A 23,370-nucleotide genomic window follows, 5' to 3' on the forward strand; every position below is an offset into this window, starting at 1 on the left:
AGTACCGTCTTTTTGCAAAATATTTTTTTGCGCCCTTCGGGCAAGCCTATCTGGGCCGCAGGCGCCAGCCGTCGCCGGCCTGGTCCAGGCGCAGCCCGAGGCCGTCGGCCAGGGTGTGCAGCGAGCGCTCGGCGGCGTCGATGCGGAAGGTGCCGGAAACACGGCGCACCGCCAGCGCCGGCGCCACCTCGATGCGCTGCCCCGAGTACAGCGCGAAGCGCTCGGCAAATTCGGTCAGCGGCATATTGAGCGCGGTGAGCAGACCCCGGGTCCAGGCGTCTTCCGGGAACAGCGCGGTTTCCGGGCGGCCGCTGGCGGTTTTTGAAAACAGCACGCGCTGCCCCGCTTCCACTCGCACCCGCGAACCGGACAGCGGTTGCGCCTCGGCCGCGCTTTGCTGCACTGCCAGCACGGTGTGGGTATCGAACAGGCTCACGGTCAGGCGCGTGCCCAGCGGCCGGATCACGCCGTCGCGCGCCAGGATGCGCAGCGTGCGGCCCTGCGGATCGCGCCCGCTGGTCAGTTGCAGCACGCCGGCGGTCAGGTACAGGTCGCGGTGATTGGCATCGTAGGCGATTCCCACCCGGGTGCCGGACGCGAGCCACAGGCGGCCGCCGTCAGGCAAGGCCATTTCGCGCCGCTCGCCTTTGGCGGCGACGATCCATTCGATGTGCGGCACATCCGGCGCGCCCTGCCAGCTGGACGCCAGCCGGTAGCCGATGGCGCCGGTGGCGATCACGCCCAGCATGGCGAGGACCTGGCGCCGGGTGCTGTGGCTCTGGCGTTCGGCCTGCTTGCGGTCGGTTTGCTGGAATACGTGCGGCGCCTGGCGCGGCGCCGCTGCCAGCAGGCTTTGCAGCTTTTCCACTTTTTCCCACGCCCAGCGATTGGACGGATCCGCGTCGTGCCAGCGCTGCCAGCGCCGCCGGTTCTCGGACGAGTCATCCTCGGCCAACAGCAGGAACCAGTCGGCCGCCGCTTCCAGCGGCAAGTCGGCAGCGGCGGCGATGGACGGCGCTGACGTCATCACAGACACTTCAGGCATTGCACCACCGCCTGCTGCATATATTTTTTGACGCTGCTCACCGACACTCCGAGCTGCGCGGCGATGGTGGCCTGGTCCAGCCCTTCCACCTGCGCCAGCAGGAACGCCTGGCGCACCTTGGGGCCCAGGTCGGCCAGCAGGCGGTCGATGGTGAGTAAAGTTTCAAGCAGGATGGCGCGTTCTTCGAGCGATGGTTGCAGCGCGGGCGGCACCAGCGCCAGCTCGGCCAGGTAGGCCTGCTCGATGTCGTGGCGGCGAAAATGATCGATCATCAGGCCGCGCGCGATGGTGGCTAAATAGGAACGCGGCTGCGTCACGTCGGCCACGCAGGCGCCCGATTGCAGGATGCGCACGAAAGTATCTTGCGCGAAGTCGGCAGCGCGGTCGGAGCAGTGTCCAAGGCGCGCGCGCAGCCAGCCGGTCAGCCACGGCCGGTGCTCGCGATACAAACTTTCTACACTGACATCCACTATCGGCCCTGCCCATCCAGAATTAAATGAGAACTATTATCATTTAAAAGTGGATGAGTGGCAAGCAAATTAAAACGCACTGTGGGCTGGAGGCCGCACAGTGCGCTGGTTTGACGCTGATGACTGCTTAGAACTTCAGGCGCATGGTCAGACCTACGACGCGGTCATAACGGCGGATGTCGCGCGGGTTGCTGGCGATACCATGGTAGTCGTGGTACGTGCGGTTCAGCAGGTTTTCCACGTCCAGCGTGAAGCCCAGGTTGTCGGTCACGCGGTACGAGATCGACGCATCGGCGGTCTTGATCGGATCGACGATCAGGTCCAGCGGGCCCACCGGGGCCGGCAGGTTGCGATAGTTGAAAACATCGACAAACTTGCTACGCCAGTTGTAGGCCAGGCGTGCCGACCACTGTCCGCGTTCATACAGGCCAACGATGTTGTACGAGTTTTTGGACAGGCCCTGGAACGGCTTTTCCACGCCCTGATCGACCAGGTGGCCCTTCAGGTACGTGTAGTTCGCTTCCATGCCGAAGCCGCCCAGCCAGCCAGGCAGGAAATCGAAGAACTGGCGGTAGCCGAATTCCACACCCTCGAGCTGGCCCTTGTTGACGTTACGCGGACGGGTCATCAGATATGGCTGGCCGTCGATCATCTCCAGGTCCGTCGCGGGGATGATGTAGTTCTCGAACTTGTGCTTGAACACGGTGGCGGTCAGGCTGCCGGTCGGCGCAAAGTACCATTCCAGCGCGATGTCGGCGTTCTTGCCGGTCACCGGCTTGAGGTCCGGGTTGCCGCCGCTGCCGGCGAGATTGCCCTGGCTATCCTTGATCGTGCCCAGCGAGACGCCGGGGTTGAAATCGCCGAAGTTGGGACGCTGGATCGCCTTGCCGGCGTTGAAGCGGGCAATCAGTTTGTCGGTCAGGCTGGCCTTGAGAGTCAGGTTGGGCAGCACGTCAGTGTCCGACACGTTGCGGTGTACGGCCACCTGTTTGCCGCCGATGTTGCTGAAGCCATTCACGTCGAGGTCGGTCTTGACCACGCGCACACCCAGCGTACCTTCGATCGGTACCGGGCCGGCGTCGAAGCCGAAGCGGGTCTTGCCGTAGAACGCGCTGGTGTCTTCGCTGTTGGTGTAGAGCGAGTACGGATCGGCAGGGCTCCGGCCGGCCTGTTCGCGGCCGTACAGCTTGCGCCAGGCGTCGATGTTGGCGTGCTGGTACTGCTCACAGATCACCAGCCAGCGGTTCATGCCGTAATCGTTGGCCAGCGGCATTGACGGGCAGGTCAGTCCTGGCAACGATGAAACGGCTGGCAAGGTTGAGACTGGCGGAGTGCCTGCTCTTGGCACGTCCAGGAAGTTGTTGCTCTCGTGCTGGTATGACGATTTGCGCTTGGCCAGGCGTACGCCACCCGAGAACTCGCGGAAGAAGTGCTCTTCGCCGGCGTTCCAGGTGACGTCGCCGCGCCAGTCGTTCGAACTGCCGCCCGAGCGCTGCCAGTTATCGATGAAGGCGCCGAGCGTGTAGTTGTTCGGATCCAGCATGTTGTAGCCAGGGTAGTTGTAATAAGCGCCGCCGTCCTTGTAGGTGCTGGCCGTGATCGTGGTGGGATGCGCGTTCATCTCCATGATCGGCATGTCCTGCTTCCACTTGCTGTAGGTGTGTACGAATTCGCTGCTGACCTTGAGCGACGGCGACACGTTCCAGCGTCCGCCAATGGCGGCCTGGTGGGTTTCCGAATCGTCCTGCGGCGTCTGGTTCGAGCTCAGCGCGTTCAGGTTGCCGGTCGAGGTTACGGTATCGACCTGCTTGGTGCCGGGGAACAGCGTGTACTTGCTGTCGGCGTTCCAGCCCAGGCCGCTGATCATGAACTGGCGTTCCATGTCGTGATCGATGCGGGTGGACCAGCCTTCCGCGTACAGTTCAACGGTGTTCGATGGCCGCCACTGGAACGCCCAGTTGCCGGTGTAGCGGGTCCGTTCGCCCCGGCCGTTGGTGTGTCCCACGTCGAACGGACCGGTGATGGTGGGGTCGCTGGTCACGGTATTCGATGGTGGCGAACTCCACGTCGCTTCGTCGTGGTAGCGTCCCAGCTGGTACGACAGGCCGAACAGCGCGCCGAAGTCGCCGTACGCGGTTTTCCAGCGGTTCGAGGCCATGCCCGATACCTGCGGGTCGCGGGTGTTCGATTTGTCGCGGTCTTCCACGCGCGCGGCCAGGTTGCCCGAGAAGCCGGCGAAATCGAACGGGCGCGCAGTGCGCACGTCGATCACGCCGGCAGTACCGCCCTCCACCATCTCGGCGCTTTGCGTCTTGTAGACGTCGATGCGCGAAAGCATGGTGGTGGGAATATCGGCCAGGTAGAGGTTGCGGTTGTTGGCCGTGTAAACTTCGCGGCCGTTGAGCAGCGTGGTCAGGCCGGGCAAGCCACGGATGATCACGGAGCTGGCCTCGCCGCCCGCGCGCAGGACCTGCACGCCGGTCACGCGGCCAAGAATTTCGGCGACGTTTTTGTCGGGGAATTTACCGGCTTCTTCGGCGACGATGGAGTCGATCACGTCGTCGGCATTTTTCTTGATGTTCTGGGCGCTCTGCGCCGCGCGGCGCACGCCGGTAACGGTGACCGAGGTCACCGCGCTCACCGGTGCGGCAGCTTCTTGCTCGGCGACGACCTGGGCGTTCTGCGCCCAGACCGAAGCGCTGCTCAGGATGCCGGCGCCGGCCAGGATGGCGACGGTCAGTTTGATTTGCATGCGTGGGGACGCTGCGTGCCGCCCGGTTGGGTGTGCGCTCATGATATCTCTCTCCAGTGTTCTATTTTTTTGTTGGTGCACTGGACCGATGACCCAATGCAACCGGTGCCATCTTAGAGAGCGCGGATTTTCTGAACCAATCAAATTTTTGCGCGCTCCGATACCGAAACTACTATTTCAATAGGGTCTTTCGCACCGTTTCCGTGCAAAACCGGGCTTTTGCGGGGTGCGAAAAAAAACCGGAACGCACGGGCGCTCCGGTTTTTGATGTCAAAATGAGACAGTTTCCGCTCAAATTCTTGGCAATTATTGAGCAATCTTGACCTGTTTGACGTCAAAGGTCGATTCGCCAAAGGTTTCCTTGTCGAATTCGCCAGTCAGTTCGACCACGGTGTTCTGGTCGATGTTGACACCCTGCGGGAAGTGTTTGGCGTCGATTTCCACCGTGATCTTGCCGCTGGCGTCGGTGAACTCGTAGTCTTCGCCGCCCTTGTGGCTGGTCAGTTTGCCCTTGAGCTTGGCGTACTGGTCGTCCTTGCCGTTGGCCAGCAATTCCTTGGCGGTGGTCATCGCTACGCTGGACGGGCCGGTGTAGCCGGTAGCGGCAGGCTTGGACGTCGGGCCGGTGTAACCGCCGGACTGGGCGATGGCGAAGGTCGAACCGGCGAGCAGTGCGGTCAGGCAGGTAACTTGAATGAAGCGTTTCATGGTGTGGTCCTTTCGTGATGGGCTTGGACGCATTACACCGACTGGACATTAACCGTATCTTAACGAAACCTCGAAAAACCGTAGCGAGCGGTTCGTTATCGTCGCGAGTAGCGGAAGCGTACGGAGGTACGCTGAGCAACGGAACGGCGATAGCGGACCGCGCAGTAGGTTTTTCGAGGTTCCTTTAATGCGCCGGCACATCGAACGTCACCCCGAGGCCAAGTCCATCCAGGCCGGCTCCGAAGCCCAGCGTGCCGCCATGCAGCTCGACGATGCGCTGCACGATCGACAGTCCGAGCCCGCTGCCGCCCTGCCCTGCTTCATGTCCAAGCACGCGGAAGAACCGCTCGGACAGGCGCTGGCGGCTGGCCGCATCGACGCCGGGACCGTTATCGCGCACCGTGATGACGATACGCCCGGCCGCCTGCACGGCATCGAGCTCGATGCGGGCGCCGTCCGGGCAATACCGCACCGCGTTATCGAGCACATTGCGCACGGCGATTTGCAGCATGGCCGGATTGGCCTGCGCCACTGCGTCGGCGCAGCGCAGCACCAGCGTGAGGCCACGCCGGGCGGCGGTATCGGCCAGCGTGGCGCGCAGTTGTTCGCACAGCGGCGCCAGCGGCACTGCCTCGGTCGCCAGTTGTTCGCGCGTGACCGGGTCGAGCCGCGCCAGCGCCAGCAGGCTGTCCACCAGCGCCGTCACACGGGAAATGTCGTCGCGCAGCTTTTTGAACGGCGCCGCCAGCGCGGTATCCGGGTGCTGGCGCTGCAACAGCTGCACGTGCATGTGCAGGCCGGCCAGCGGCGTGCGCAGTTCGTGCGCAGCGTCGGCGGTGAAGCGGCGTTCGGCCTGCAAGGCAGCATCGAGCCGGCCCAGCACGCCGTTGAGCGCCTGCACGATGGGTAGCAGTTCGCGCGGCTGACCAGCGGTTGCCACCTGCGCCAGGTCGTGCGGCGTCTTGGCGGCAATCGCGGAAGCGGTCCGGCGCAACGGTTTGAGCACGCGGTGGATCAGCAGCCAGCACACCAGCGCCAGCAAGACCAGGAAACCGGCGACGGGCAGCCACAGGTGTTCCGCCAGTTCTTCCAGGATGTCGAGCCGCTTCTTGTGCAACTGGCCCACCTGTACTTCGAAGCGACGTTCGTCATCGCGCACCACGAACACGCGCCAGCGCTGCTTGCCCAGGCGCGGGTCGGCGAAGCCGTGGTCGTCGTCGAAGCCGGCCACGAACGGTGTGGCCGGCGCGCCGCTGGTGCGTTGCAGGACGCGGCCATCGACCACGATCTGGTACTGCATATCGACCTTGCGCTCGCTGGTGCCGCCTGCACGCGCGCGCGACAGCAGGCCGCGCTCGTTCCAGTCGGTGGTGGCGGCCAGCAGCATATAGCCCGATTCTTCGAGCGCATCGTCGAACACGTCGTTGGTTTCGTGCCACGCGATATACGTGACGATGCCCAGGCTGGCCAGCCACAGCACGGTGCTGGCAGCCACGATGGCGGCCAGCAGGCGCCGGCGCAGCGACCAAGGACGCTGCGGTGGCTGCGGCGGCATTGGTGCTGGCGCCGGAGCGCCGGCCGCCGGAGCGCCGGCCGCCGGAGTACCAGTTGGCGGGGCTCCGGCCGGCGGTTCAGTCGCCATCGTGCTTGAGCCGGTACCCAAGCCCGCGCACGGTGACGATGCGCTCGCCGCCGAGTTTCTTGCGCAGGTTGTGGATATAGACCTCGATGGCGTTGCTCTCCACCTCGTCGCCCCAGCCGTACAGGGTTTCCTCGATCTGGGCGCGCGAGACGATGCTGTTTTTGCGCAGCATCAGCGCGTACAGCACGTTGTATTCGCGCGCGGTGAGCGCCACCGGCTGGCCGGCCAGGCTGGCCTGCTTGGTTTCCAGGTTGAGCGCCAGGTCGTCGTGCACCAGCGCGTTGCTGACCTGGTCGGCGCCGCGCCGCACGGCGGCCCGGATGCGGGCCGACATCTCCTCGAGCTCGAACGGTTTGACCAGGTAGTCGTCGGCGCCCAGATCCAGTCCCTCGACGCGGTCGGCCAGGGCGTTGAAGGCGGTGATCAGGATCACGGGCACGCGGTTGCCGGCGCCGCGCAGCTCGGCCAGCAGGGCGTCGCCGGTGATGCCGGGCAGGCCGCGGTCGAGCAGCACGCAGTCGTAGCGGTGCGTCATGAGCGCAGTTTGCGCCGAGTCGCCCCGGCGCACCCAGTCGACCGCGTGCTGGTCGAGCCGCAGCCAGGCCAGGATGGTTTCGCCAAGGGAGGTGTCGTCTTCGACTAACAGGATGCGCATGGAAGCGAGTGTGAGGATCGAAGATGAAGGGAGTCTTAACCTATGCCGCGTACCTGGCGGGCATCGAGCCGTGCGCGCAGTTCCTGGATCTCGGCAGCGAAGTTGTCGCGTGCGGTGATCGCGCCCACCAGTTCCATTTCGGCTACCAGGCGGCGGTCGGAATCGGCAGCGGCGGCGGCCACGTTGCGCTCGAGCTGCGCGCGCAGGTCGGCCAGCTGGCTGTCCTTGCCTTCGATGGCCAGGTGATCCTTGGCTTTACCTACCAGGGCGTCGGTGGCGATCTGGCGCGCGTTGCGCAGTTCGGCCTGCAGGCGTTCGATCTGTTCGTCGCGCTCGGCGAGGATTTCCAGCGCCTCGTCGCGGGCGGCGGTGACGGTGTCGCGTTCGGCTTCGAGCTGGGCGCTGGCGTCGAGCAAGGCGTCGAGGTCGCCGCCGGTTTGCTCCAGCCCGGCGCGATTGGCGGCGCCCGCCTCGTCCGCATACTGCTTGGCCCAACCGGCCAGCGCGGCCACCAGCTCGGCCGGCATTTCCGGCGCGGGCACCGGCGCAGATTGCGCTTGCGCACTGCGCCAGGCCGCCAGGTGCTTGTGCAGGCCGATCGACGCCGGCTCGCCCAGCGCGGCGCTGACGGTCTCAATGGTGACCGGCTGACCGTTGCCCTGCAAACCGGCCGCCGCTGCCGCGACGGCGTCGAAGGTGATGCCTGCACTTGCCATGACTTGCTCCGAATAAGGTGAGACGGCCAATATAAACGAAAAGACCCATTTTTCCCATTGGCAATAGGATGAGTTTGCAACAGTCATCGAACCGCCTTTGAACCGATATCGGCACATCCTCACCCTGCGCACGGTATACATGCCACAGTTTGATGGATAAATTGACACACATGCCGGTTCAAAGACCGGTTCAACCACCACTCCAAGGAGCAGGAAAATGAAGAAATTTTTGATGGCAGCAGCGTTCACCATGGCATTCGGCGCCGCCCAGGCAGCAGACATCGTCGATACCGCGAAAGCGGCCGGTTCCTTCAACACCCTGGTCACGGCAGTGCAGGCGGCCGGCCTGGAAAGCACCCTGAAAGGTCCGGGTCCGTTCACCGTGTTTGCGCCAACCGATGCGGCGTTCGCCAAGATCCCTAAAGCCAAACTCGACGCACTGCTGAAAGACAAGGCCGCCCTGACCAAGGTGCTGACCTACCACGTGGTGCCGGGCAAGGTGATGGCAGCCGATGTGAAGTCCGGCGACGTCAAGACCGTCGAAGGCGCCTCGGTCAAGGTGGCCGTCAAGGGCGACAAGGTGATGGTCGACAAGGCTCACGTGACCAAGACCGACATCGCGGCCGACAACGGCGTGATCCACGTGATCGACACCGTGTTGATGCCAAAATAATTCCCTGGTAGTGCCGGGGTACCCGGCGAGTTCCTCTCCGCAGCGATTTCGCCACCCACCGGGTGGCGTTTTTTTATGGGCTTTTGCGCTATCATCGCCGCATGGATAACCACTACCTCACCCCGCTGTTCGCTCCCAAGTCCATCGTCGTCTTTGCCGGCCGCGATGACCAGCCGGACAGCCAGACCACGTACGGCCGCAGCATCCGCGCGCAGCTGGAACAAGGCGGCTTCACCGGCCCGGTCAGCTATCTCGACATCGGCATGACCGGCACCCTGGCCGACCTGGCGCAGTCGCGCGCCGACCTGGCCGTGATCGCGCTGCCGCACGACCAGTTGGCGTTTGCGCTCGAGGTGGCCGGCCGCATCCAGTGCCGCGCGGCGTTGATCCTGTCGTCGAGCGTCGATCCGGCGCTGGCCACGGCGCTGGTCGCCATCGCCAAGCGCCACGAGATCCACCTGCTCGGTCCCAACTGCCTCGGCTACCAGCGCCCGCGCCTGCACCTGAACGCCAGCGTGGCGGGGCCGCTGGCCCGTCCCGGCAGCCTGGCGCTGATCTCGCAATCGGGCGCGCTCACCACCGCCATTCTCGACTGGGCCGACAAGAACGCCGTGGGGTTGTCTGCGGTCGTTTCGCTCGGCCCCAACACGGCGGTGGACCTGGCGCAAACGCTGGATTTTCTCGCCACCGATCCGGCTACCCACAGCATCGTGATCTGCATGGAGGGGCTCACCAATGCGCGCCGCTTCCTGTCGGCGCTGCGTGGCGCGGCCAATACCAAGCCAGTGATCGTGCTCAAGGCGGGCAACGCCACCGCCGCCTCGCAGGCGGCGCTGACCCACTCGGGTGCGATGGTGCTCAGCGACGTGGTGTTCGATGCGGCGCTGCGCCGCACCGGCGCGGTACGTGTGAAATCGTTCGTCCAGCTGTTCTCGGCCGCCAAGTGCCTGGCGTCGCGTTACCGCCCGGTGGGGCCACGGCTGGCCGTGGTCACCAACGGCGGCGGTCCCGGCGTGCTGGCGGCCGACTGGATCCACGAACTGGGCCTGCAACTGGCGCACCTGTCCACCACCAGCGTCGATGCGCTGCGACCGCTGGTGCCGGAGCACGCCACGCTGTCGAACCTGCTCGACCTGGGCGAAGACGCCAGCGCCGACGCCTACCGCGAAGCGGTGCTGGCCTGCGCGCGCGACAGCCAGGTCGATGGCATCCTGGTCATCTATTCGCCCAAGCTCGGTGGCGATCCGGCCGGCGTGGCGCGTGCCGTCAGCGCGCTCAACGCCGGTCTCGGCAAGCCGCTGCTCACCTGCTGGATGGGCGACAGCCAGGTGATCGAAGCGCGCCAGGTGATCAACACGGCCGGCCTGGCAACATTCCGCACGCCCGAAGCGGCGGTCGATGGTTTTTCCAACATCGCGTCGTTCTACCAGAACCAGCAACTGCTGCATCAAACCCCGCCACCGCTGTCGCAACTGGCGGACCCCGACCTCGACGGCGCCCGCCTCTTGATCGAAAGCGTGCTGGCCGAACGCCGCAAGGTGCTGACCGAAATGGAATCGAAAGCCTTGCTGGCTGCGTTCCACATCCCGATCACGCCCACCATGCTGGCGCGCAGCGCCACCGAAGCGGTGCTGATCGCCAGCCAGCTCGGCTACCCGGTGGCGATGAAAATCGACTCGCCCGACATCAGCCATAAATCCGACGTGCAGGGCGTGGCGCTCAACGTGCTCACCGCCGCCGGCGTGCGCGACACCTACGACGACATGCTCGCCACCGTGCGCCGCCTGCGTCCCGACGCCACCATCAACGGTGTGACCTTGCAGAAAATGGCCGGCAAGCGCCATGGCCGCGAGCTGTTCATCGGCGTGTCCACCGACCGCCTGTTCGGCCCCGCGATCAGCTTTGGCGCCGGCGGCACCATGATCGAACTGATCGCCGACCGCGCCACCGAGCTGCCGCCCTTGAACCAGTTCCTGGCGCAGCGCCTGATCGGCCGCGTGCGCGCCGCCGATACCCTGGGCGAATGGCGCGGCGCACCGCCGGCCCAGCGCGAGGCGATCGAACATATCCTGCTGCGCGTATCGGAAATGGTGTGCGAGCTGCCGCAGCTGCGTGAAGTCGATATCAACCCGCTCATCGTCGATGAATACGGCGCGCTGGCAGTCGATGCGCGCATCGTCATCGATGCCGCGCCGCCGTCGTCGCACAAATACGACCACCTGGCCATCCTGCCCTACCCGGCCGCCTACACCCAACAATGGCCGCTGCGCGGCAGCGGTTTATATACGCTGCGGCCGGTGCAGCCCGACGACGCCTTCATGCTGCAGGAATTCGTGCGCGGCCTGTCGGAAAAGTCGCGCTACTACCGCTTCGCATCATCGCTGCGCGAACTGTCGGTGCCGATGCTGGCCAAGTACACACTGATCGACTACGACCGCGAAATGGCGCTGGTCGCCGTGCAAACCCTGCGCACTCCGGGCGCCGATGGCGGTTTCGTCGAAGCCGAACGGATATTGGGCGTATCGCGCTACATCGCCAACCCGGACGACAGCAGCGGCGAATTCTCGCTGGTAGTGGACGACCGCTTCAGCGGCCAGGGCCTGGGCACGCGGCTGATGCTGGCGATCATGGACGTGGCGCGCGATAAGGGATTGAAGGAGCTCAACGGCCTGGTGCTGGTCAAGAACAGCGGCATGCTGAAATTGATGGCCAGTTTGGGATTCCAGATCCGGCCGTACGAGGATGATCCGGATTTCCGCCTGTGCTCCAAGGCGCTGTAAGGTTGCAGAGCGCCTGGCGTTCAGAGCCAGGCGCCGTGACGAAGACGGCACGAATATAAGTGTGGATGAATAATAAAGTTTGGCACGATATTCAAGGTCTCCCGAATATGGCGATCGGCCGCTTTCGCCCCGAAGCCGTCATTCGACGGCAGTAGAATCAGACGAACAGCGTACGTTTTCCAGCAGGTAGCGTACTGGCCATGTCCGCAAAGCCTTGGTAGAAAAACGGGATGTTATCGGCAAGGTCACCGCTCAAACGACCACGTACTTTTACCCAGGTGGCAATGGCAATGTGCGTCGTAGGTTCGCCGACAATAAGCACTGGGCCTCTCGCCTCGTCGAGCCACGCGTACTCGCCTCCATGCGTGGTGCGTGCAACTTCAAGGACGTAGCAGCCAAGGAGCTGAACCAAGCTCGAAATCTCAGGCTGGGACATTTCGCTGATGTAGCTTGAGGCTTCCGCGAGCATATCTTCCACCATTGAAAGACTACTCTCACAGAAATCTAAACTGCCGCCCGACCGGTCATGAAAGGTGTCTACAGCCCGTCTCGCGGTATTAACTACGTCTTGAAGAACTGTTGTCATCAGTTTTTGATTAGTGAGGGTCTATGAGTAATGCAGTTGCAGATGTCTGGTTTTGGCCGAACTCGGCCAATAGCACTCAGGATAGCATCTTGCCCGTGTGAAAAATTCACCGATTGTCACGCTGGGCGGGAGTCGCCCCAAATCGGACGTCCTCGCGTCGGCTTCAAAAAAACGACATTACCTGCAAAATTGCCTACCACTCAGCCGACGTTTGTAAAAAGAATTTTACAGAGCGGTAGTGCGGTAATCTTCCTTAAAAAAATTTATCGGAGAAATTCAAGGGAGGGCATCGTGGCTAACGCTCGGCTAAGCTCAAGCGCACGAAGGAACAGGTAGAATCCAACATCGCTTACTTTTTGGCAGACATCGATACTGCGGACAGATTTTTCATCCACCCTTTATCTGGAGAACGACGGGCAAATCTATATCGAGGTCACACTCCATGGAAGGCACGTTGTCCCAATCTGATTCATCCGCATGTAACCGGATGCGCTCGTTAATCGACTCACGTTCGAAATCCGTCAGAAGCAGGTTGACTTCCGAGCCGGTTATTGAAGTGGATACGATATTCCTGTCTACTGAAATTAGCCCCACTGTTGCCTCAAGCTCAGCATTTCGGGATTGAATCAATACCCGCGCTCCGGTAGAAATGCTCCCACTCACGACCTTGCCTCGAAATACGATACCCCTGTTCCAAATGGTAAATACATCATCTGCCAAAAATTTGAACTCACTCATAAAACTGTCCTTACATCTTTAAATGGAAGAAATTCTAGCAAAGCGATTTCGGCGACTACAATGTCTGCTTGTGGCCGGTTGCGGCGGTGATGTTCAGACATGTAGCAGCAATCCTGATTTCCCCCTGAAAATAACTTCCAAAGTCTCTCTAATTTCAGCTATGTCCACGCTCTCGAGATGAAATTCGATAGCATATTCACGATGGCCGTCGAGCGATTGTGTTCCTACATCGTTTAGCCGAACGAGAATTCCAGTTTTTGAGAGTGTTACGTCAACCTCATCATAACAGCTGAGTTGGTCCGAAACCATGACTTCAATGCAGTCGGATTCGACAGCACGAGACATGGAAAACCAGTATCCAGTATTCGCGTCACGCACCCAGACATGAGCCAAGCCCTCATATTCTTCGTCTGCCGCAGAGCCAAATACCACACCGTACAATTTCTTAGTCATCGCGGCCTGCAAATGTTTTCCATGAATATCCGTTCCTGGCCGAACACGGCCGAAGGTTTTCAGGATAGCAGTTTGCTCATCTGCAAAACTTATAAATCTCATACTGGGCCGGTACCGTCCCAAAGCGGAGGTTTTTTATTGAGCAAACTACGATGATTGGAAAAAATGGATATTAACGACTCTACCAAAGCGGTAAATTCTTCGGAAAGGGTAGTGCTAGCGCTGGTTTTGAAAAGACGTGCTGCCCTCCGTTATCTCCGTCTCGCGTAAAAATAATTACGGAACCGTCTGGTTCAAAGACCGCATAGTGAGATGTCAGTTGACAAATAAGCCTGCCTGTATCGCTCGTTCTCCAGAACGGGCTGTCGCTATGATAAGAGAACACGTGAAGCTGATTCCCGGCATACCCATAGTCCAGCTTATAGTCTGGTAGGCCCGAGTGAAGACGCTCAGTCTGCTCAAGCGCATTTCGAAGCTGCAGCATTGCTTGTGTGGGATTGTTGGCGAGAGGGACGGTTTCAAAAGCCTGTAGTGCAAGATTAAGACGAGCAGATTTTTTCATTATTTTCGGATATTCAGTCCGGCACTATTTTCGATAATGGGTGAGTTAAGCAATATTCGAACGGCTGCTGCTGGCCGAATCGGGACTTTCATGCAGCACCTATCGCGATTTCTTTGTCAGGTCAGAGAGATAGCTTTTAAACTCGGGCCTGTCAGACGCGACGTAGAGCGATCCGTAGCGCGGCAATGTGTAGGTCAATCCGCTGCCATTGAGCATCAACAAATATGTTTTCCCAGACTCCAAAGAAATTGGGCAGCGCGCATGAGCTTCCTCACCGGTGCTGGTGGCTCCGCGAATTACATCGCCTGCATGCTTCGTTCCTTTGATTACACGAATGACTTCCCCCCCGAAGCTGAAAGGCTTGGCATATCGGCCTTCTCCCGACGAAGCTGCATAAATCAATTGGTCCACCCGAATCACATACACATGCTCATAAGCTTGAAGCTCTACGGCAGGAAACGTCGTCGGATAGATTCGATCTTTACACGCTAGCGCGATCAATGGACATAGTATCGATGCCAATGCCAACGAGAGCGAAACAAGCATGAGGAATGGGCGCAACCCGACAGACATTTTAATCTCCAACGTTTCATGAAAATTGTGCGACCTCGCCCTTTAGGTCTACTGATGGCCGGTTCCAGCCTTTCCAAAAACTCTTGTGTGCCAGTACATCTGCGGAGACGCAAACCATGCTTCGTTTCTGGCATTTCTAAATTGGGCAAGCTGATTCATTGGTATCTCGTATCGAGAGAAGAGCGCCACCAAGTCTCTTAGAGAGGCTTGACTCAAGTTCAATGATTTCACCACAAGTGTATCTTGCTCCCATCGTAGGATGCCCCGAATCTGCATAGCCCACTCGAACAAATGCCGCTCGTCCAGTTGGGAGCCGAATGTAACGCCAGAACAATCGAGTCGAACCATTAATTCTTACCATTTTTTCGAGTGGCGGCTTCTGGCCGAACTTGCACTCTCAGATCATAGGTGATTGCCAAACCTATCGCCCCTTCCCTGCGAATTGTCAGTGTCCAACCAGTTCTTGAATTCGGTCAGTAGTATGCCTTCGTCAGACTCAAAGATGTTGCCAACGTGAGAAATCTTGACCGTCTCAGAAAGCGCCTTTAAATCCCGCATTACTTCAAACAATCCGACTATTGCGGGCTCATCCCATTCCAGCCCCATCCTATAATCGAGAGCGATGAAACCCACGTCCAGCACGAATACACCCAGATCAGGAATCCGCGCCCCAGCCGTCGATCGCAGACCGCTGAACACGACATGAAATCCCTCCGCATCCCCATCCAAGAACGCGAGCGCCGGGTTTTCGCTAAATCGAATTGGAGACTCCGCGCTTCGACTTTTTGACCAGTAGTATGCATGTTCCGAAGCTAGATGAGTCGCTCGGCCTTGAATGAGCGCGTATACATCACCGACAACGCGCTCCTGACCAAAATCAAAATTGATGTCAGGTAACGAGCCGTCGTTCAAGTGTAAAACTTCGCGTACTTTGTCAAAACTCATCTACGATTCACCCAAAATATCTTCCAATTAAGGGCTTTCGGGCAACACTGGTTTATCAACTCAGGCTTCCCCAAACGTCGCCTTTTGGCCGAAAGCAGCCAATCGTCTGCTTAACTTGGGCGCCGCTGTAAGGTGTACGGCACCTAAAATAATAGCTTACGACACTAACGGAATCAGTAAAGCCAATTAACCAAGTGCGCTGCAATAATAAGCGCTATCAACAATTCAAATCCAGCATACCAGTACTTCTTTTTAATGCTCAAAGTCACTACGGCAGAATTGGCTTCACGATACCAACAGATGCCTACAGCCAAGGCACAGCTAAAAAGAGGAAAAATCTTCGAAAAAAAGTCCATTGCATCCCCCTTAAATTACGTCGTTTTTTAACTGTCGTAGGCTGGCTACGAGGGTCCGCTCGTAGCCGTTTCCGGCCGGTAAGACCAGCTTAGCATGTTGCCGTTGCGAAAACATCACGGTCTGCCCGACACGTCGTTTCCGCCGCGTTGCAGACGTTCATTTGCCTTATCCATAGCTGTGTAATTCGTCGCTATCCACAGCAACTCTTGTTACGAATTCGGAAAAACTTGAAGCAGCGAGGCCTAAACGAGTTGCCCCCAGCCCATAGACAGAGCCAAACGTGGGTGCTAGCTCGTCAAGGTCGATAACAAAATATACGCAGCCGATTCCGTAGTCTGCGCATACAAAAGTCTGTCGCGACAGGGACCTGACTAGGGTATCGCCGGGGAATTTCTGAATCGCCGGGCGCCACTCCTCCAAAGGCCAAAATCGCATCCATGACCCGAAGCCGGAAGTGTAGCAGTGGGAGCCGTTCATAATTAGGTAGTTCCGCTTTACATCTGCTGGTAGATTGATGCGATAGCGTCGTTCCACTTGTTCAAATAAAGCATCGTCTGCCGGTGTTCCGGGCTCCTCGTTTTCAGACGCAAGTTGGCGGAGGATGGCATCGAAATTCATCTGTGGACTGGTTCCGTAATTGAAGGTCTGCTTCTGGCCGTTCTCAGCCGGTCGTTCAAGCATAGCATGTTGCCGTTGCGAAAACTTCATGATCTGCCTCGATGCGACGTTGTCGCCCCAAAGCGGCCATACTTATCATTCTTGATCCGACTTTTTCTGGAAACGATCGCCATCCGGATCCAGATCTCTGTGTTCGCGAACAACTGGAAGTTCAAGTTTGAACCAGAGGTGTCCCATCATCTCGGCAAGGCCACGCAAGTGCGCAGTCCGCTCGTCTTCCGGCAGTGTGCGAATGATGCTATCGGCTCCATTGAGAGCCTCTCCAATGCCTTTGTAGGCATCCATAAGCTTCTGCGCGGTTGAATGATCCATTTTTACCCTCACAATTTTTCTAGTTAATTACTCGACCTGATCCGAAAATCTAACGGCCGCTCTTGGCCGTTTGTGACCAATATTCATGCGTGCGCCGTTCGGACTTCGAAGTCCTTTACGTATTCCTCGAATGGCAGTGCAACCGTAAATTCAAACCCGGCAATCTGGTCCAATTACACGATGCATCAGCCTTCCATTGCCCCTAGATTTTGCGCGCAAAAATACGTGGTCTATGTTCATGAAACCTCTGTCCCTTTCTAGGAAGTGAGCGTCTGCCGCGCCGCCTGGCTGATCGCCTGTGTGGCCGGGTGGCTCAGCCGGCGCTCGGTCGTGATCGCATACACCTGCTCGCGCAACGCCGGGATGGTGCCCACCAGCACCATGCCGGACTGGCCGTTGAACGCATCGGTCAGGGTCTCGGCAATGGCGACCGGGGCGAAAAACAGCCCCGCGCCCGACTCGCCGAAGGCCTTGATCATGGCGCTGTCGTCGAACTCGCCCACCACGTGCAGGCGCGGCACGTGGGTGTGCAGCCACTGCATCAGCTTGGCGCGTACGGCGAAATCCTCGCCCGGCAGCAGCAGCGGCATATGGTTCAGGCAGGCGGGAAACTCGCCCGTCAGCGTGGCCGCCAGCGACGGCGCGGCGAACACGCCCAATTCGCTCTCGCCCAGCAAGTGGTTGTAGCCGCGCACGCTCAGGTGGCTGGGCATGGGGCGGTCGGCAATGATCATGTCGAGCCGGTGGATGGCCATGTCGGCCAGCAGCGCCGCCAGCCGTCCCTCGCGGCAGATCAGCCGGGTGGGTTCGGCCAGCGACAGCGCTGGCGCCACCAGCCGGCACGCCACGGCTTTCGAGACCGAATCGGACACTCCCACCCGGAAGCTGCCCACCTTGGTGGCCGACTGGTCGCGCACCACGTCGAGCAAGGCGTCGCCAGCGCTGAAGATGTCTTCGGCGTGGCGCAGCACGCGGTTGCCGGTTTCGGTCAGTTCCAGCCGCCGGCCCACCCGGCGGAACAATTCCACGCCCAAGGTATCGGCAAATTCCGTCAACTGCCCCGAGATCGACTGCGGCGTCAGGTGCAGCTGCTCGGCCGCCTTGGCGATGCTGCCGCTGCGCGCCACCATCCAGAAATAGCGTAAATGCTTGTAGTTGAGTGCCGATACCGTCGCCATAGATTCCTCCGATTTTTCCATACATCGATATTTTCGATCAATTCATAAAGTATATTCGAATTGTACGAACAATCGTGCGCTCTTATGATGGCTTCGGGTTAATCGAAAACATTCATCTATTTTCATGCAAGGAGGACCGTCAATGACCGGATTAGAAAATATTGCCACGGCGCCCATGTGGGCCGGGTTCGTGGCGTTCGTGCTGGTGATGCTGGCGCTGGACCTGTGGGTCTTCGGCGGCAACAAGGCGCACAAGGTGTCGATCAAGGAAGCGGGCGCGTGGTCGCTGGGCTGGTTCAGCCTGGCGCTGCTGTTCAATGCGGGCCTCTGGTACTACCTGAAAGGCACGGTCGGCCCGGAGATCGCCGAGCAAAAGTCGCTCGAGTTCCTGTCCGGCTACCTGATCGAGAAAGCGCTGTCGGTCGATAACGTGTTTATCTTCCTGCTGATCTTTACCGCGTTTGGCGTCAAGCCCGAATACCAGCGCCGCGTGCTGATCTACGGCGTGCTCGGTGCGATCGTGATGCGGGCCGTGATGATCCTGGCAGGCGCCTGGGTGGTTAACGAGTTCAAGTGGATACTGTACCTGTTCGGCGCGTTCCTGCTGTTCACCGGCCTGAAAATGCTCAAGGCGGTCGATGAAGAACCGGACGTGAAAAACAATCCCGTGCTCAAGTGGGCACGCAAGGTGTTGCCGGTGTCGGAAGGCGACCACGGCGAGAAGTTCATCGTCAGCAAGGATGGCAAGCGCTACGTGACCACGCTGTTCCTGGTGCTGATCCTGATCGAAGTGACCGACCTGATCTTCGCAGTGGATTCGATCCCGGCGATCTTCGCGATCACTTCCGATCCGTTCATCGTGTTCACGTCGAATATGTTTGCGATTTTGGGCTTGCGGGCGCTGTACTTCCTGCTGGCAGACGTGGCTGACCGTTTCCACTTGCTCAAATATGGCCTCGCCCTGGTGCTCTGCTTCATCGGTCTGAAAATGCTGCTGCTGCCGTGGATCCACATTCCGGTGCACATTTCGCTGACCGTGGTGGCATCGCTGATCGCTGGTAGCGTCATCGCCAGCCTGTACGCCACTCGTAAGAAGTAACCATTGAAACATGCCGGGCAAGCCCGCTTGCCCGGCAAACCAAAAGGAAAAGACAATGCGACATTATGAAGAAAACACTGCCAGCGCCGCTGGCCGTATCGTGGCCCTGGCCATGGTGGTCGATGGCGCACTGGCGCCGTCCGAGCTGCGCGCCCTCACCCGCACCCGCCTGCTCGAGCACATCGACATCGATATCGACACCTTCCACGGCCTGCTGGAAGACCTGTGCAACGACTTGCTTACCAGCTCGGTCAAGCAGGGCCACGTGGAACTGGCGCCGGCCACCATCGACAGCCTGCTCGGCGAAGTCACCGACCCCGACCTGCGCCGCCGCCTGTTGCGGGCCATGTGGGCGATCGCGGACGCCGACGGCGTGCTGGCCGATGCCGAAGCCACCCTGCTGGCGCGCGCCTGCGCCATGTGGTCGGCCGAGTCGCGCTTTATCAAGGAAGAAGCCGCAGCCTGAGTTACGCCCCGAGCGGCTTGCCCGCTCAAAATCATCCTTACACATAGGTAATGTTATTGGCATAAGCCGACCCTAGAATGGGCAGGCATAAATGATCAAAACAACATTAACATTGTCTAGGGTGAAATAAATGGAAGCATCTACCAACCACGGTACGCTGCCTGGCGCACCAGTTCTTGCCGGCGTTGCAGGACGCCGCAACATGGCTCGCCGCACGCTGTCCAGGGTCGTCAGCGTGCCCCGCAACCTGCTCCACCTGCGCCGGCATTTCCATCTGTCGCGCCTGCTGGGTGACCTGGGTCTGCTCAACCAGCAGGATTTCTATACCGGCATCCGCTACCGCTACCTGCGCAAGTACTACCTGGGCTCCAGCTTTTCCATTCCCGAGCGCCTGGCCGTCGCGGTCAACCATCACCAGAGCATGGCCCGGCATTTCCTGCCCGACTTCCTGCGCAAGTCGCGCAGCAGCGGATTCGGCCTGTGGCGCCATACCCACGAAAACAGCCGCTACGATATCGCGCTGCGCTACCCTTACAACTACAACCACGACGGCGACCTGTGCCTGACACTGGACCTGGATGGCGAAAATATCTGCATCGTGACGTTTTCCATTGCGCCGGGCGCGCTGGCAGGCGTGGCGGACAGCCAGGTGTTGCTGGTCTCGGGCATCCAGGGCATTGCCGGCAAGATCGCCCAGATCCGCCAGGCGACCGAAGCCTGCAACAACGTCTCGCCGGCGCACATGCTGTTATTCGCGGCGCAAACGCTGGCAAACGAAATGGGCATCAAGACCATGGTGGGCATGGGCCAGGGCCGCGCGCAAAGCGTCCTGCCGACCGACGGACAACGCACCGCCTTCGACTACGACGCGTTCTGGATGCCGATGGTGGGCGTGGAAGCGCCGCGCCGGTTTTACCATGTGGGCCTGCCGTTTACGGACAAGCCGATCGAGTCGATTCCTGCCAAGCACCGCAGCCGCGCCCGCAAGCGCCGTGAACTGCGCAACGTGATTCGTCAGGATATCGAAGCCCAGGCGCAAGTCATCCTGCTCAAAGAGTGTCTCATTGCAAACACATAAACAAACAGGTTCAATCACATCCGTGCAATGACCATTACACAAACGTAATTGAACCTGCTTTCATGTGAGATACACTACGTTACAAACGTCCTGCGTAACGCAGTGGTCTCAATGGCAATATTTCTTACTGGACGTTGCCGTCCGCATCCACCTTGCGCACTTCGCCCAGGTTGAGCTCGCGCACGCCGGCTTCGATCTTCTTCACATCGCCCACCACTACCCACACCAGCTTGCCCGGCTCGATCACGCGCTTGGCCAATGCGTTGGCGTCGGCCGGCGTCATGGCCGTGATCTTGTTGGTGAAAGTGTTGTAGTAGTCTTCCGGCAGCTGGTATTGCAGGATGGTGCTGTACGCGCCGCCCAGCTGGCCGGCAGTCTCGAACGAACCCGGCAGCGACAAGGTGGAGTTGTCCTGCGCTTCCTTCAATTCGGCTTCAGTGATCGGCTTGGCGCCGGCAATGTTGCCATACTCGCGCACCAGTTCCTGCAACGCTTCCTTGGTCTTGTCGGCTTGCACCGGCGACGTGCTCAGGTACAGGCCCTGGCTGCGCGCCGGCAACACGCTCGAACGCACGCCGTATGACCAGTGCTTGTCCTCGCGCAGGTTCATATTGATGCGCGAACCGAAATTGCCGCCAAAGATGTTGTTGACGACGCCCAGTTGCACCGCTTCCGGCGCGTTGCGCGGCGGCGCCAGTTGCACCGCGTAAATCGTGCTTTGCTGCGCGCCCGGCTTGTCCATCAGGTACACGCTGGTTTTCTCCGGTTGCGCCACTTGCGCGATGTTTTTCTTCGGCACGTCGCCGGCCTTCCAGCCGCCAAATGCTTTTTCCAGCTGCGGTACGACTTCGGCCAGGGTGGTGTCGCCCACCACCAGCAAGGTGGCGTTATTCGGTTTGAACCAGCTCTGGTGATACTTGACCAGGTCGTCGCGGGTGATGCGCAGCACCGATTGTTCGTTGCCGCTGCCCGATAGCGGCAAACCGTAGGCGTGCTGCTTGCCATAGATCAGGCCCGGAATCACGCGCAGCGCCATGGCCGACGGATTGGTTTTTTCACGCGCGATGGCGGCGAGCTGGTCCTTGCGCAGGCGATCCAGTTCCTTCTGTTCGAAGGCCGGGTGCAGCACCACGTCGGCATACACGTTCAGCGCTTGCGGCAAGGTGGCCTTGAGCGCGTTGAGCTGCACGAACGAACCGTCGAGGTTGTTGTAGCTGGAAATCTGCGCACCCAGCGATTCGACTTCCTCGCTGATTTTCGCGGCGTTGCGCTTTTGCGTGCCTTCGTCCAGCATTGCCAGGGTCAGGCTGGCCACGCCGGGCAGCTCGTGCGAGTCGGACGAATAGCCGGCATCGACGATGAGCGACAGGTTGACCACCGGCGCCGCATGGCGCTCGGCCAGTACCACTTTCAGGCCGTTCGACAAGGTCGCCTTTTGCATCGCCGGCAGGTTCAACGATTCGGCCTTGCCCAGCGCTGGCGGCTTGCTGCGGTCAAACTTGGCGGTGGTGGCGTAGTTGGTCGGGAACGGCTGCACGTCGAGCACGAAGTCGCCGTCGGCCAGCCAGGCGTTCATGGCCTGCTTGACGGATGCGGGCGTGGCCGCCTTGACCGCCTTCAGGTAGTCCTTGTAGCAGTCGGGATTGCCGGTGTAGGTCTGGCAGCTGGCCAGCAAATCGCTCTTGCCGCCGAAACCGCCCACGCGTTCGACAATGCGTGTGTATTGCGCCAGGATCTTGGTCTTGGCAATTTCCAGCTCGGCAGCGGTGGGGCCGTTTTTGAGCAGCGCCTGCAATTCCTCGTCGGCCTGGCGTTCCATTTTTCCGGAGTCGGCGCCGGGACGGGCCGTGAGCACCATGTAGAACTGGCCGGCAATCTCGGATGACGCATTGCTGCTGGCTACGCTGGTCGCCAGTTGTTCCTTGTACACCAAGCGCTTGTACAAGCGCGAGGTCTTGCCTTCGCCCAGCACGTAGGCGCCCAGGTCCAGCAGCGGTTCCGTGGCGCTCTTGGCGCCGGGCACGTTCCACACGCGGTAGATGCGCGCCTGCGGCACGCGGTCCTGCACCGTGCTGCGGTGGGTGCCGGTGCGCTTGGCGATCCACTCGCTGTGCTTGGCCAGCGGCGGGCCGGCCGGGATATCGCCGTAGTATTGCTCGACCTTCTGGAGCGCCGCTTCCGGCGTGATGTCGCCCGACAGCACCAGCGTGGTGTTATTCGGACCGTAGTTGGTCTTGAACCAGTCGGTGACGTCGGCCATGGAAGCCGCGTCGAGGTCGGCCATCGAGCCGATCGTGGTCCACGAGTACGGGTGGCCGACCGGCCAGGTGTTCTCGGTGAGCAGCTGGCGCGTCACGCCGTACGGCTGGTTCTCGCCCTGGCGTTTTTCGTTTTGCACCACGCCGCGTTGCAGGTCGAGCTTCTTCTGGTCGAGCACGCCGAGCAGGTGGCCCATGCGGTCGCTCTCGGCAAACAGCGCGTAGTCGAGCATCGAGGTCGGCACGTTCTGGAAGTAGTTGGTGCGGTCGGGATTGGTGGTGCCGTTGAGATCGGTCGCGCCGATGCGCTGCAGCGCGTTCAGGTAGGTCTGATTAAAATTGTCGCTGCCGCTGAACATCAGGTGTTCGAACAGGTGGGCAAAGCCGGTCTTGCCCGGCTTTTCATTCTTTGAGCCGACGTGGTACCAGGTATTGATCGCCACCACCGGCGTCTTGTGGTCTTCATGCACCAGCAGGGTCAGCCCGTTCTTGAGCACGAATTTTTTGTAGGCGATATCGGGGATGGCGATATCGGCTTTGGCCACCGGCTTGACGTCGGCCGCATAGGCCGAGGCAGCGGAGAAAACGGCGATGGACGCCGCAAGGATGGTGCGGCGAAGCGAAATGGTCATGCACAAGCTCCTGA

The 23,370-nt window shown here is 60.3% G+C and carries 21 protein-coding genes; 5 read left to right on the plus strand and 16 right to left on the minus strand.

What is annotated here, in order from left to right; translation table 11 throughout:
- Nucleotides 1-46 precede the first annotated feature (46 nt).
- From F8197_RS17410 to F8197_RS17440, 7 genes are all read right to left on the minus strand, one after another.
- Nucleotides 47-1,045, minus strand: a complete 999-nt coding sequence (locus tag F8197_RS17410) for a FecR domain-containing protein (RefSeq protein ID WP_152882976.1) — start codon at nt 1,043-1,045, stop codon at nt 47-49.
- A complete protein-coding gene (locus F8197_RS17415) occupies nt 1,027-1,515 on the minus strand; it encodes a sigma-70 family RNA polymerase sigma factor (RefSeq protein WP_056147137.1) in 489 nt (162 codons plus the stop codon). The genes F8197_RS17410 and F8197_RS17415 overlap by 19 nt, the downstream gene beginning before the upstream one ends.
- A gap of 127 nt (nt 1,516-1,642) precedes the next feature.
- Nucleotides 1,643-4,309, minus strand: a complete 2,667-nt coding sequence (locus F8197_RS17420; RefSeq protein WP_227012305.1) for a TonB-dependent receptor — start codon at nt 4,307-4,309, stop codon at nt 1,643-1,645.
- A 264-nt stretch (nt 4,310-4,573) separates the two neighbouring features.
- Nucleotides 4,574-4,975 carry a YgiW/YdeI family stress tolerance OB fold protein gene (locus F8197_RS17425; RefSeq protein ID WP_152882977.1) on the minus strand — a complete coding sequence of 134 codons (402 nt, stop codon included), beginning with the start codon at nt 4,973-4,975 and terminating at the stop codon, nt 4,574-4,576.
- Nucleotides 4,976-5,159: 184 nt separating this feature from the next.
- Nucleotides 5,160-6,617 (minus strand): ATP-binding protein, encoded by a 1,458-nt coding sequence (locus tag F8197_RS17430; protein WP_227012306.1) that lies wholly within the window; start codon nt 6,615-6,617, stop codon nt 5,160-5,162.
- Nucleotides 6,607-7,272 (minus strand): response regulator, encoded by a 666-nt coding sequence (locus F8197_RS17435; RefSeq protein ID WP_152882978.1) that lies wholly within the window; start codon nt 7,270-7,272, stop codon nt 6,607-6,609. Before F8197_RS17435 ends, F8197_RS17430 begins: the two co-directional genes overlap by 11 nt.
- A gap of 35 nt (nt 7,273-7,307) precedes the next feature.
- Entirely contained in the window at nt 7,308-7,988 is a 681-nt protein-coding gene (locus tag F8197_RS17440) for a DNA-binding protein (protein WP_056147128.1), read from the minus strand.
- A 217-nt stretch (nt 7,989-8,205) separates the two neighbouring features.
- On the opposite strand from F8197_RS17440, the gene F8197_RS17445 reads away from it, so the two are divergent.
- On the plus strand, nt 8,206-8,661 hold the full coding sequence (locus tag F8197_RS17445; protein WP_056147126.1) for a fasciclin domain-containing protein: 456 nt from the start codon (nt 8,206-8,208) through the stop codon (nt 8,659-8,661).
- A gap of 101 nt (nt 8,662-8,762) precedes the next feature.
- Entirely contained in the window at nt 8,763-11,441 is a 2,679-nt protein-coding gene (locus tag F8197_RS17450; protein WP_152882979.1) for a bifunctional acetate--CoA ligase family protein/GNAT family N-acetyltransferase, read from the plus strand.
- A 157-nt stretch (nt 11,442-11,598) separates the two neighbouring features.
- Here the strand turns inward: F8197_RS17450 and F8197_RS17455 are convergent, their stop codons facing one another.
- The 8 genes from F8197_RS17455 to nhaR form a co-directional block, all read right to left on the minus strand.
- Nucleotides 11,599-12,027 (minus strand): hypothetical protein, encoded by a 429-nt coding sequence (locus F8197_RS17455; protein WP_152882980.1) that lies wholly within the window; start codon nt 12,025-12,027, stop codon nt 11,599-11,601.
- Nucleotides 12,028-12,414: 387 nt separating this feature from the next.
- Nucleotides 12,415-12,765 (minus strand): hypothetical protein, encoded by a 351-nt coding sequence (locus F8197_RS17460; RefSeq protein ID WP_152882981.1) that lies wholly within the window; start codon nt 12,763-12,765, stop codon nt 12,415-12,417.
- 93 nt (nt 12,766-12,858) lie between these two features.
- Nucleotides 12,859-13,218: a transcriptional repressor gene (locus tag F8197_RS17465; protein ID WP_152882982.1), complete on the minus strand. Its 360-nt coding sequence runs from the start codon at nt 13,216-13,218 to the stop codon at nt 12,859-12,861.
- A 661-nt stretch (nt 13,219-13,879) separates the two neighbouring features.
- Nucleotides 13,880-14,353 carry a hypothetical protein gene (locus F8197_RS17470; RefSeq protein WP_152882983.1) on the minus strand — a complete coding sequence of 158 codons (474 nt, stop codon included), beginning with the start codon at nt 14,351-14,353 and terminating at the stop codon, nt 13,880-13,882.
- A 402-nt stretch (nt 14,354-14,755) separates the two neighbouring features.
- A complete protein-coding gene (locus F8197_RS17475; protein WP_152882984.1) occupies nt 14,756-15,298 on the minus strand; it encodes a hypothetical protein in 543 nt (180 codons plus the stop codon).
- 522 nt (nt 15,299-15,820) lie between these two features.
- Nucleotides 15,821-16,363, minus strand: a complete 543-nt coding sequence (locus F8197_RS17480) for an SMI1/KNR4 family protein (protein ID WP_152882985.1) — start codon at nt 16,361-16,363, stop codon at nt 15,821-15,823.
- 45 nt (nt 16,364-16,408) lie between these two features.
- Nucleotides 16,409-16,645, minus strand: coding sequence for a hypothetical protein (locus F8197_RS17485; RefSeq protein ID WP_152882986.1), 237 nt, complete (start codon nt 16,643-16,645; stop codon nt 16,409-16,411).
- A 257-nt stretch (nt 16,646-16,902) separates the two neighbouring features.
- Nucleotides 16,903-17,823, minus strand: a complete 921-nt coding sequence (gene nhaR / locus F8197_RS17490) for a transcriptional activator NhaR (protein WP_019923250.1) — start codon at nt 17,821-17,823, stop codon at nt 16,903-16,905.
- A gap of 142 nt (nt 17,824-17,965) precedes the next feature.
- On the opposite strand from nhaR, the gene F8197_RS17495 reads away from it, so the two are divergent.
- The 3 genes from F8197_RS17495 (at nt 17,966) to F8197_RS17505 (ending at nt 20,466) form a co-directional block, all read left to right on the plus strand.
- A complete protein-coding gene (locus F8197_RS17495; protein ID WP_056147118.1) occupies nt 17,966-18,922 on the plus strand; it encodes a TerC family protein in 957 nt (318 codons plus the stop codon).
- Between the two features lie 55 nt (nt 18,923-18,977).
- Complete coding sequence (locus tag F8197_RS17500) at nt 18,978-19,388, plus strand: TerB family tellurite resistance protein (protein WP_056147117.1); 411 nt, start codon at nt 18,978-18,980, stop codon at nt 19,386-19,388.
- A 130-nt stretch (nt 19,389-19,518) separates the two neighbouring features.
- On the plus strand, nt 19,519-20,466 hold the full coding sequence (locus tag F8197_RS17505) for a DUF535 family protein (protein ID WP_152882987.1): 948 nt from the start codon (nt 19,519-19,521) through the stop codon (nt 20,464-20,466).
- A 124-nt stretch (nt 20,467-20,590) separates the two neighbouring features.
- On the opposite strand, the gene F8197_RS17510 is transcribed toward F8197_RS17505, so the two are convergent.
- Entirely contained in the window at nt 20,591-23,356 is a 2,766-nt protein-coding gene (locus F8197_RS17510) for a pitrilysin family protein (RefSeq protein ID WP_152882988.1), read from the minus strand.
- Nucleotides 23,357-23,370 lie beyond the last annotated feature (14 nt).

The sequence above is a fragment of the Duganella sp. FT27W genome, assembly GCF_009295655.1.
Classification (GTDB): domain Bacteria; phylum Pseudomonadota; class Gammaproteobacteria; order Burkholderiales; family Burkholderiaceae_D; genus Rugamonas; species Rugamonas zoogloeoides.

Bases quoted from the DNA above. Each gene is read 5' to 3' on its own strand.
- F8197_RS17455 (WP_152882980.1), bottom strand. From the start codon at position 12,027: ATGACAACAGTTCTTCAAGACGTAGTTAATACCGCGAGACGGGCTGTA.
- F8197_RS17430 (WP_227012306.1), bottom strand. From the start codon at position 6,617: ATGGCGACTGAACCGCCGGCCGGAGCCCCGCCAACTGGTACTCCGGCG.
- F8197_RS17445 (WP_056147126.1), top strand. From the start codon at position 8,206: ATGAAGAAATTTTTGATGGCAGCAGCGTTCACCATGGCATTCGGCGCC.
- F8197_RS17500 (WP_056147117.1), top strand. From the start codon at position 18,978: ATGCGACATTATGAAGAAAACACTGCCAGCGCCGCTGGCCGTATCGTG.
- F8197_RS17425 (WP_152882977.1), bottom strand. From the start codon at position 4,975: ATGAAACGCTTCATTCAAGTTACCTGCCTGACCGCACTGCTCGCCGGT.
- F8197_RS17470 (WP_152882983.1), bottom strand. From the start codon at position 14,353: ATGTCTGTCGGGTTGCGCCCATTCCTCATGCTTGTTTCGCTCTCGTTG.
- F8197_RS17435 (WP_152882978.1), bottom strand. From the start codon at position 7,272: ATGCGCATCCTGTTAGTCGAAGACGACACCTCCCTTGGCGAAACCATC.
- F8197_RS17410 (WP_152882976.1), bottom strand. From the start codon at position 1,045: ATGCCTGAAGTGTCTGTGATGACGTCAGCGCCGTCCATCGCCGCCGCT.
- F8197_RS17480 (WP_152882985.1), bottom strand. From the start codon at position 16,363: ATGAAGTTTTCGCAACGGCAACATGCTATGCTTGAACGACCGGCTGAG.
- F8197_RS17475 (WP_152882984.1), bottom strand. From the start codon at position 15,298: ATGAGTTTTGACAAAGTACGCGAAGTTTTACACTTGAACGACGGCTCG.
- F8197_RS17450 (WP_152882979.1), top strand. From the start codon at position 8,763: ATGGATAACCACTACCTCACCCCGCTGTTCGCTCCCAAGTCCATCGTC.
- F8197_RS17510 (WP_152882988.1), bottom strand. From the start codon at position 23,356: ATGACCATTTCGCTTCGCCGCACCATCCTTGCGGCGTCCATCGCCGTT.
- F8197_RS17460 (WP_152882981.1), bottom strand. From the start codon at position 12,765: ATGAGTGAGTTCAAATTTTTGGCAGATGATGTATTTACCATTTGGAAC.
- F8197_RS17485 (WP_152882986.1), bottom strand. From the start codon at position 16,645: ATGGATCATTCAACCGCGCAGAAGCTTATGGATGCCTACAAAGGCATT.
- F8197_RS17495 (WP_056147118.1), top strand. From the start codon at position 17,966: ATGACCGGATTAGAAAATATTGCCACGGCGCCCATGTGGGCCGGGTTC.
- F8197_RS17505 (WP_152882987.1), top strand. From the start codon at position 19,519: ATGGAAGCATCTACCAACCACGGTACGCTGCCTGGCGCACCAGTTCTT.
- F8197_RS17465 (WP_152882982.1), bottom strand. From the start codon at position 13,218: ATGACTAAGAAATTGTACGGTGTGGTATTTGGCTCTGCGGCAGACGAA.
- nhaR (WP_019923250.1), bottom strand. From the start codon at position 17,823: ATGGCGACGGTATCGGCACTCAACTACAAGCATTTACGCTATTTCTGG.
- F8197_RS17420 (WP_227012305.1), bottom strand. From the start codon at position 4,309: ATGAGCGCACACCCAACCGGGCGGCACGCAGCGTCCCCACGCATGCAA.
- F8197_RS17440 (WP_056147128.1), bottom strand. From the start codon at position 7,988: ATGGCAAGTGCAGGCATCACCTTCGACGCCGTCGCGGCAGCGGCGGCC.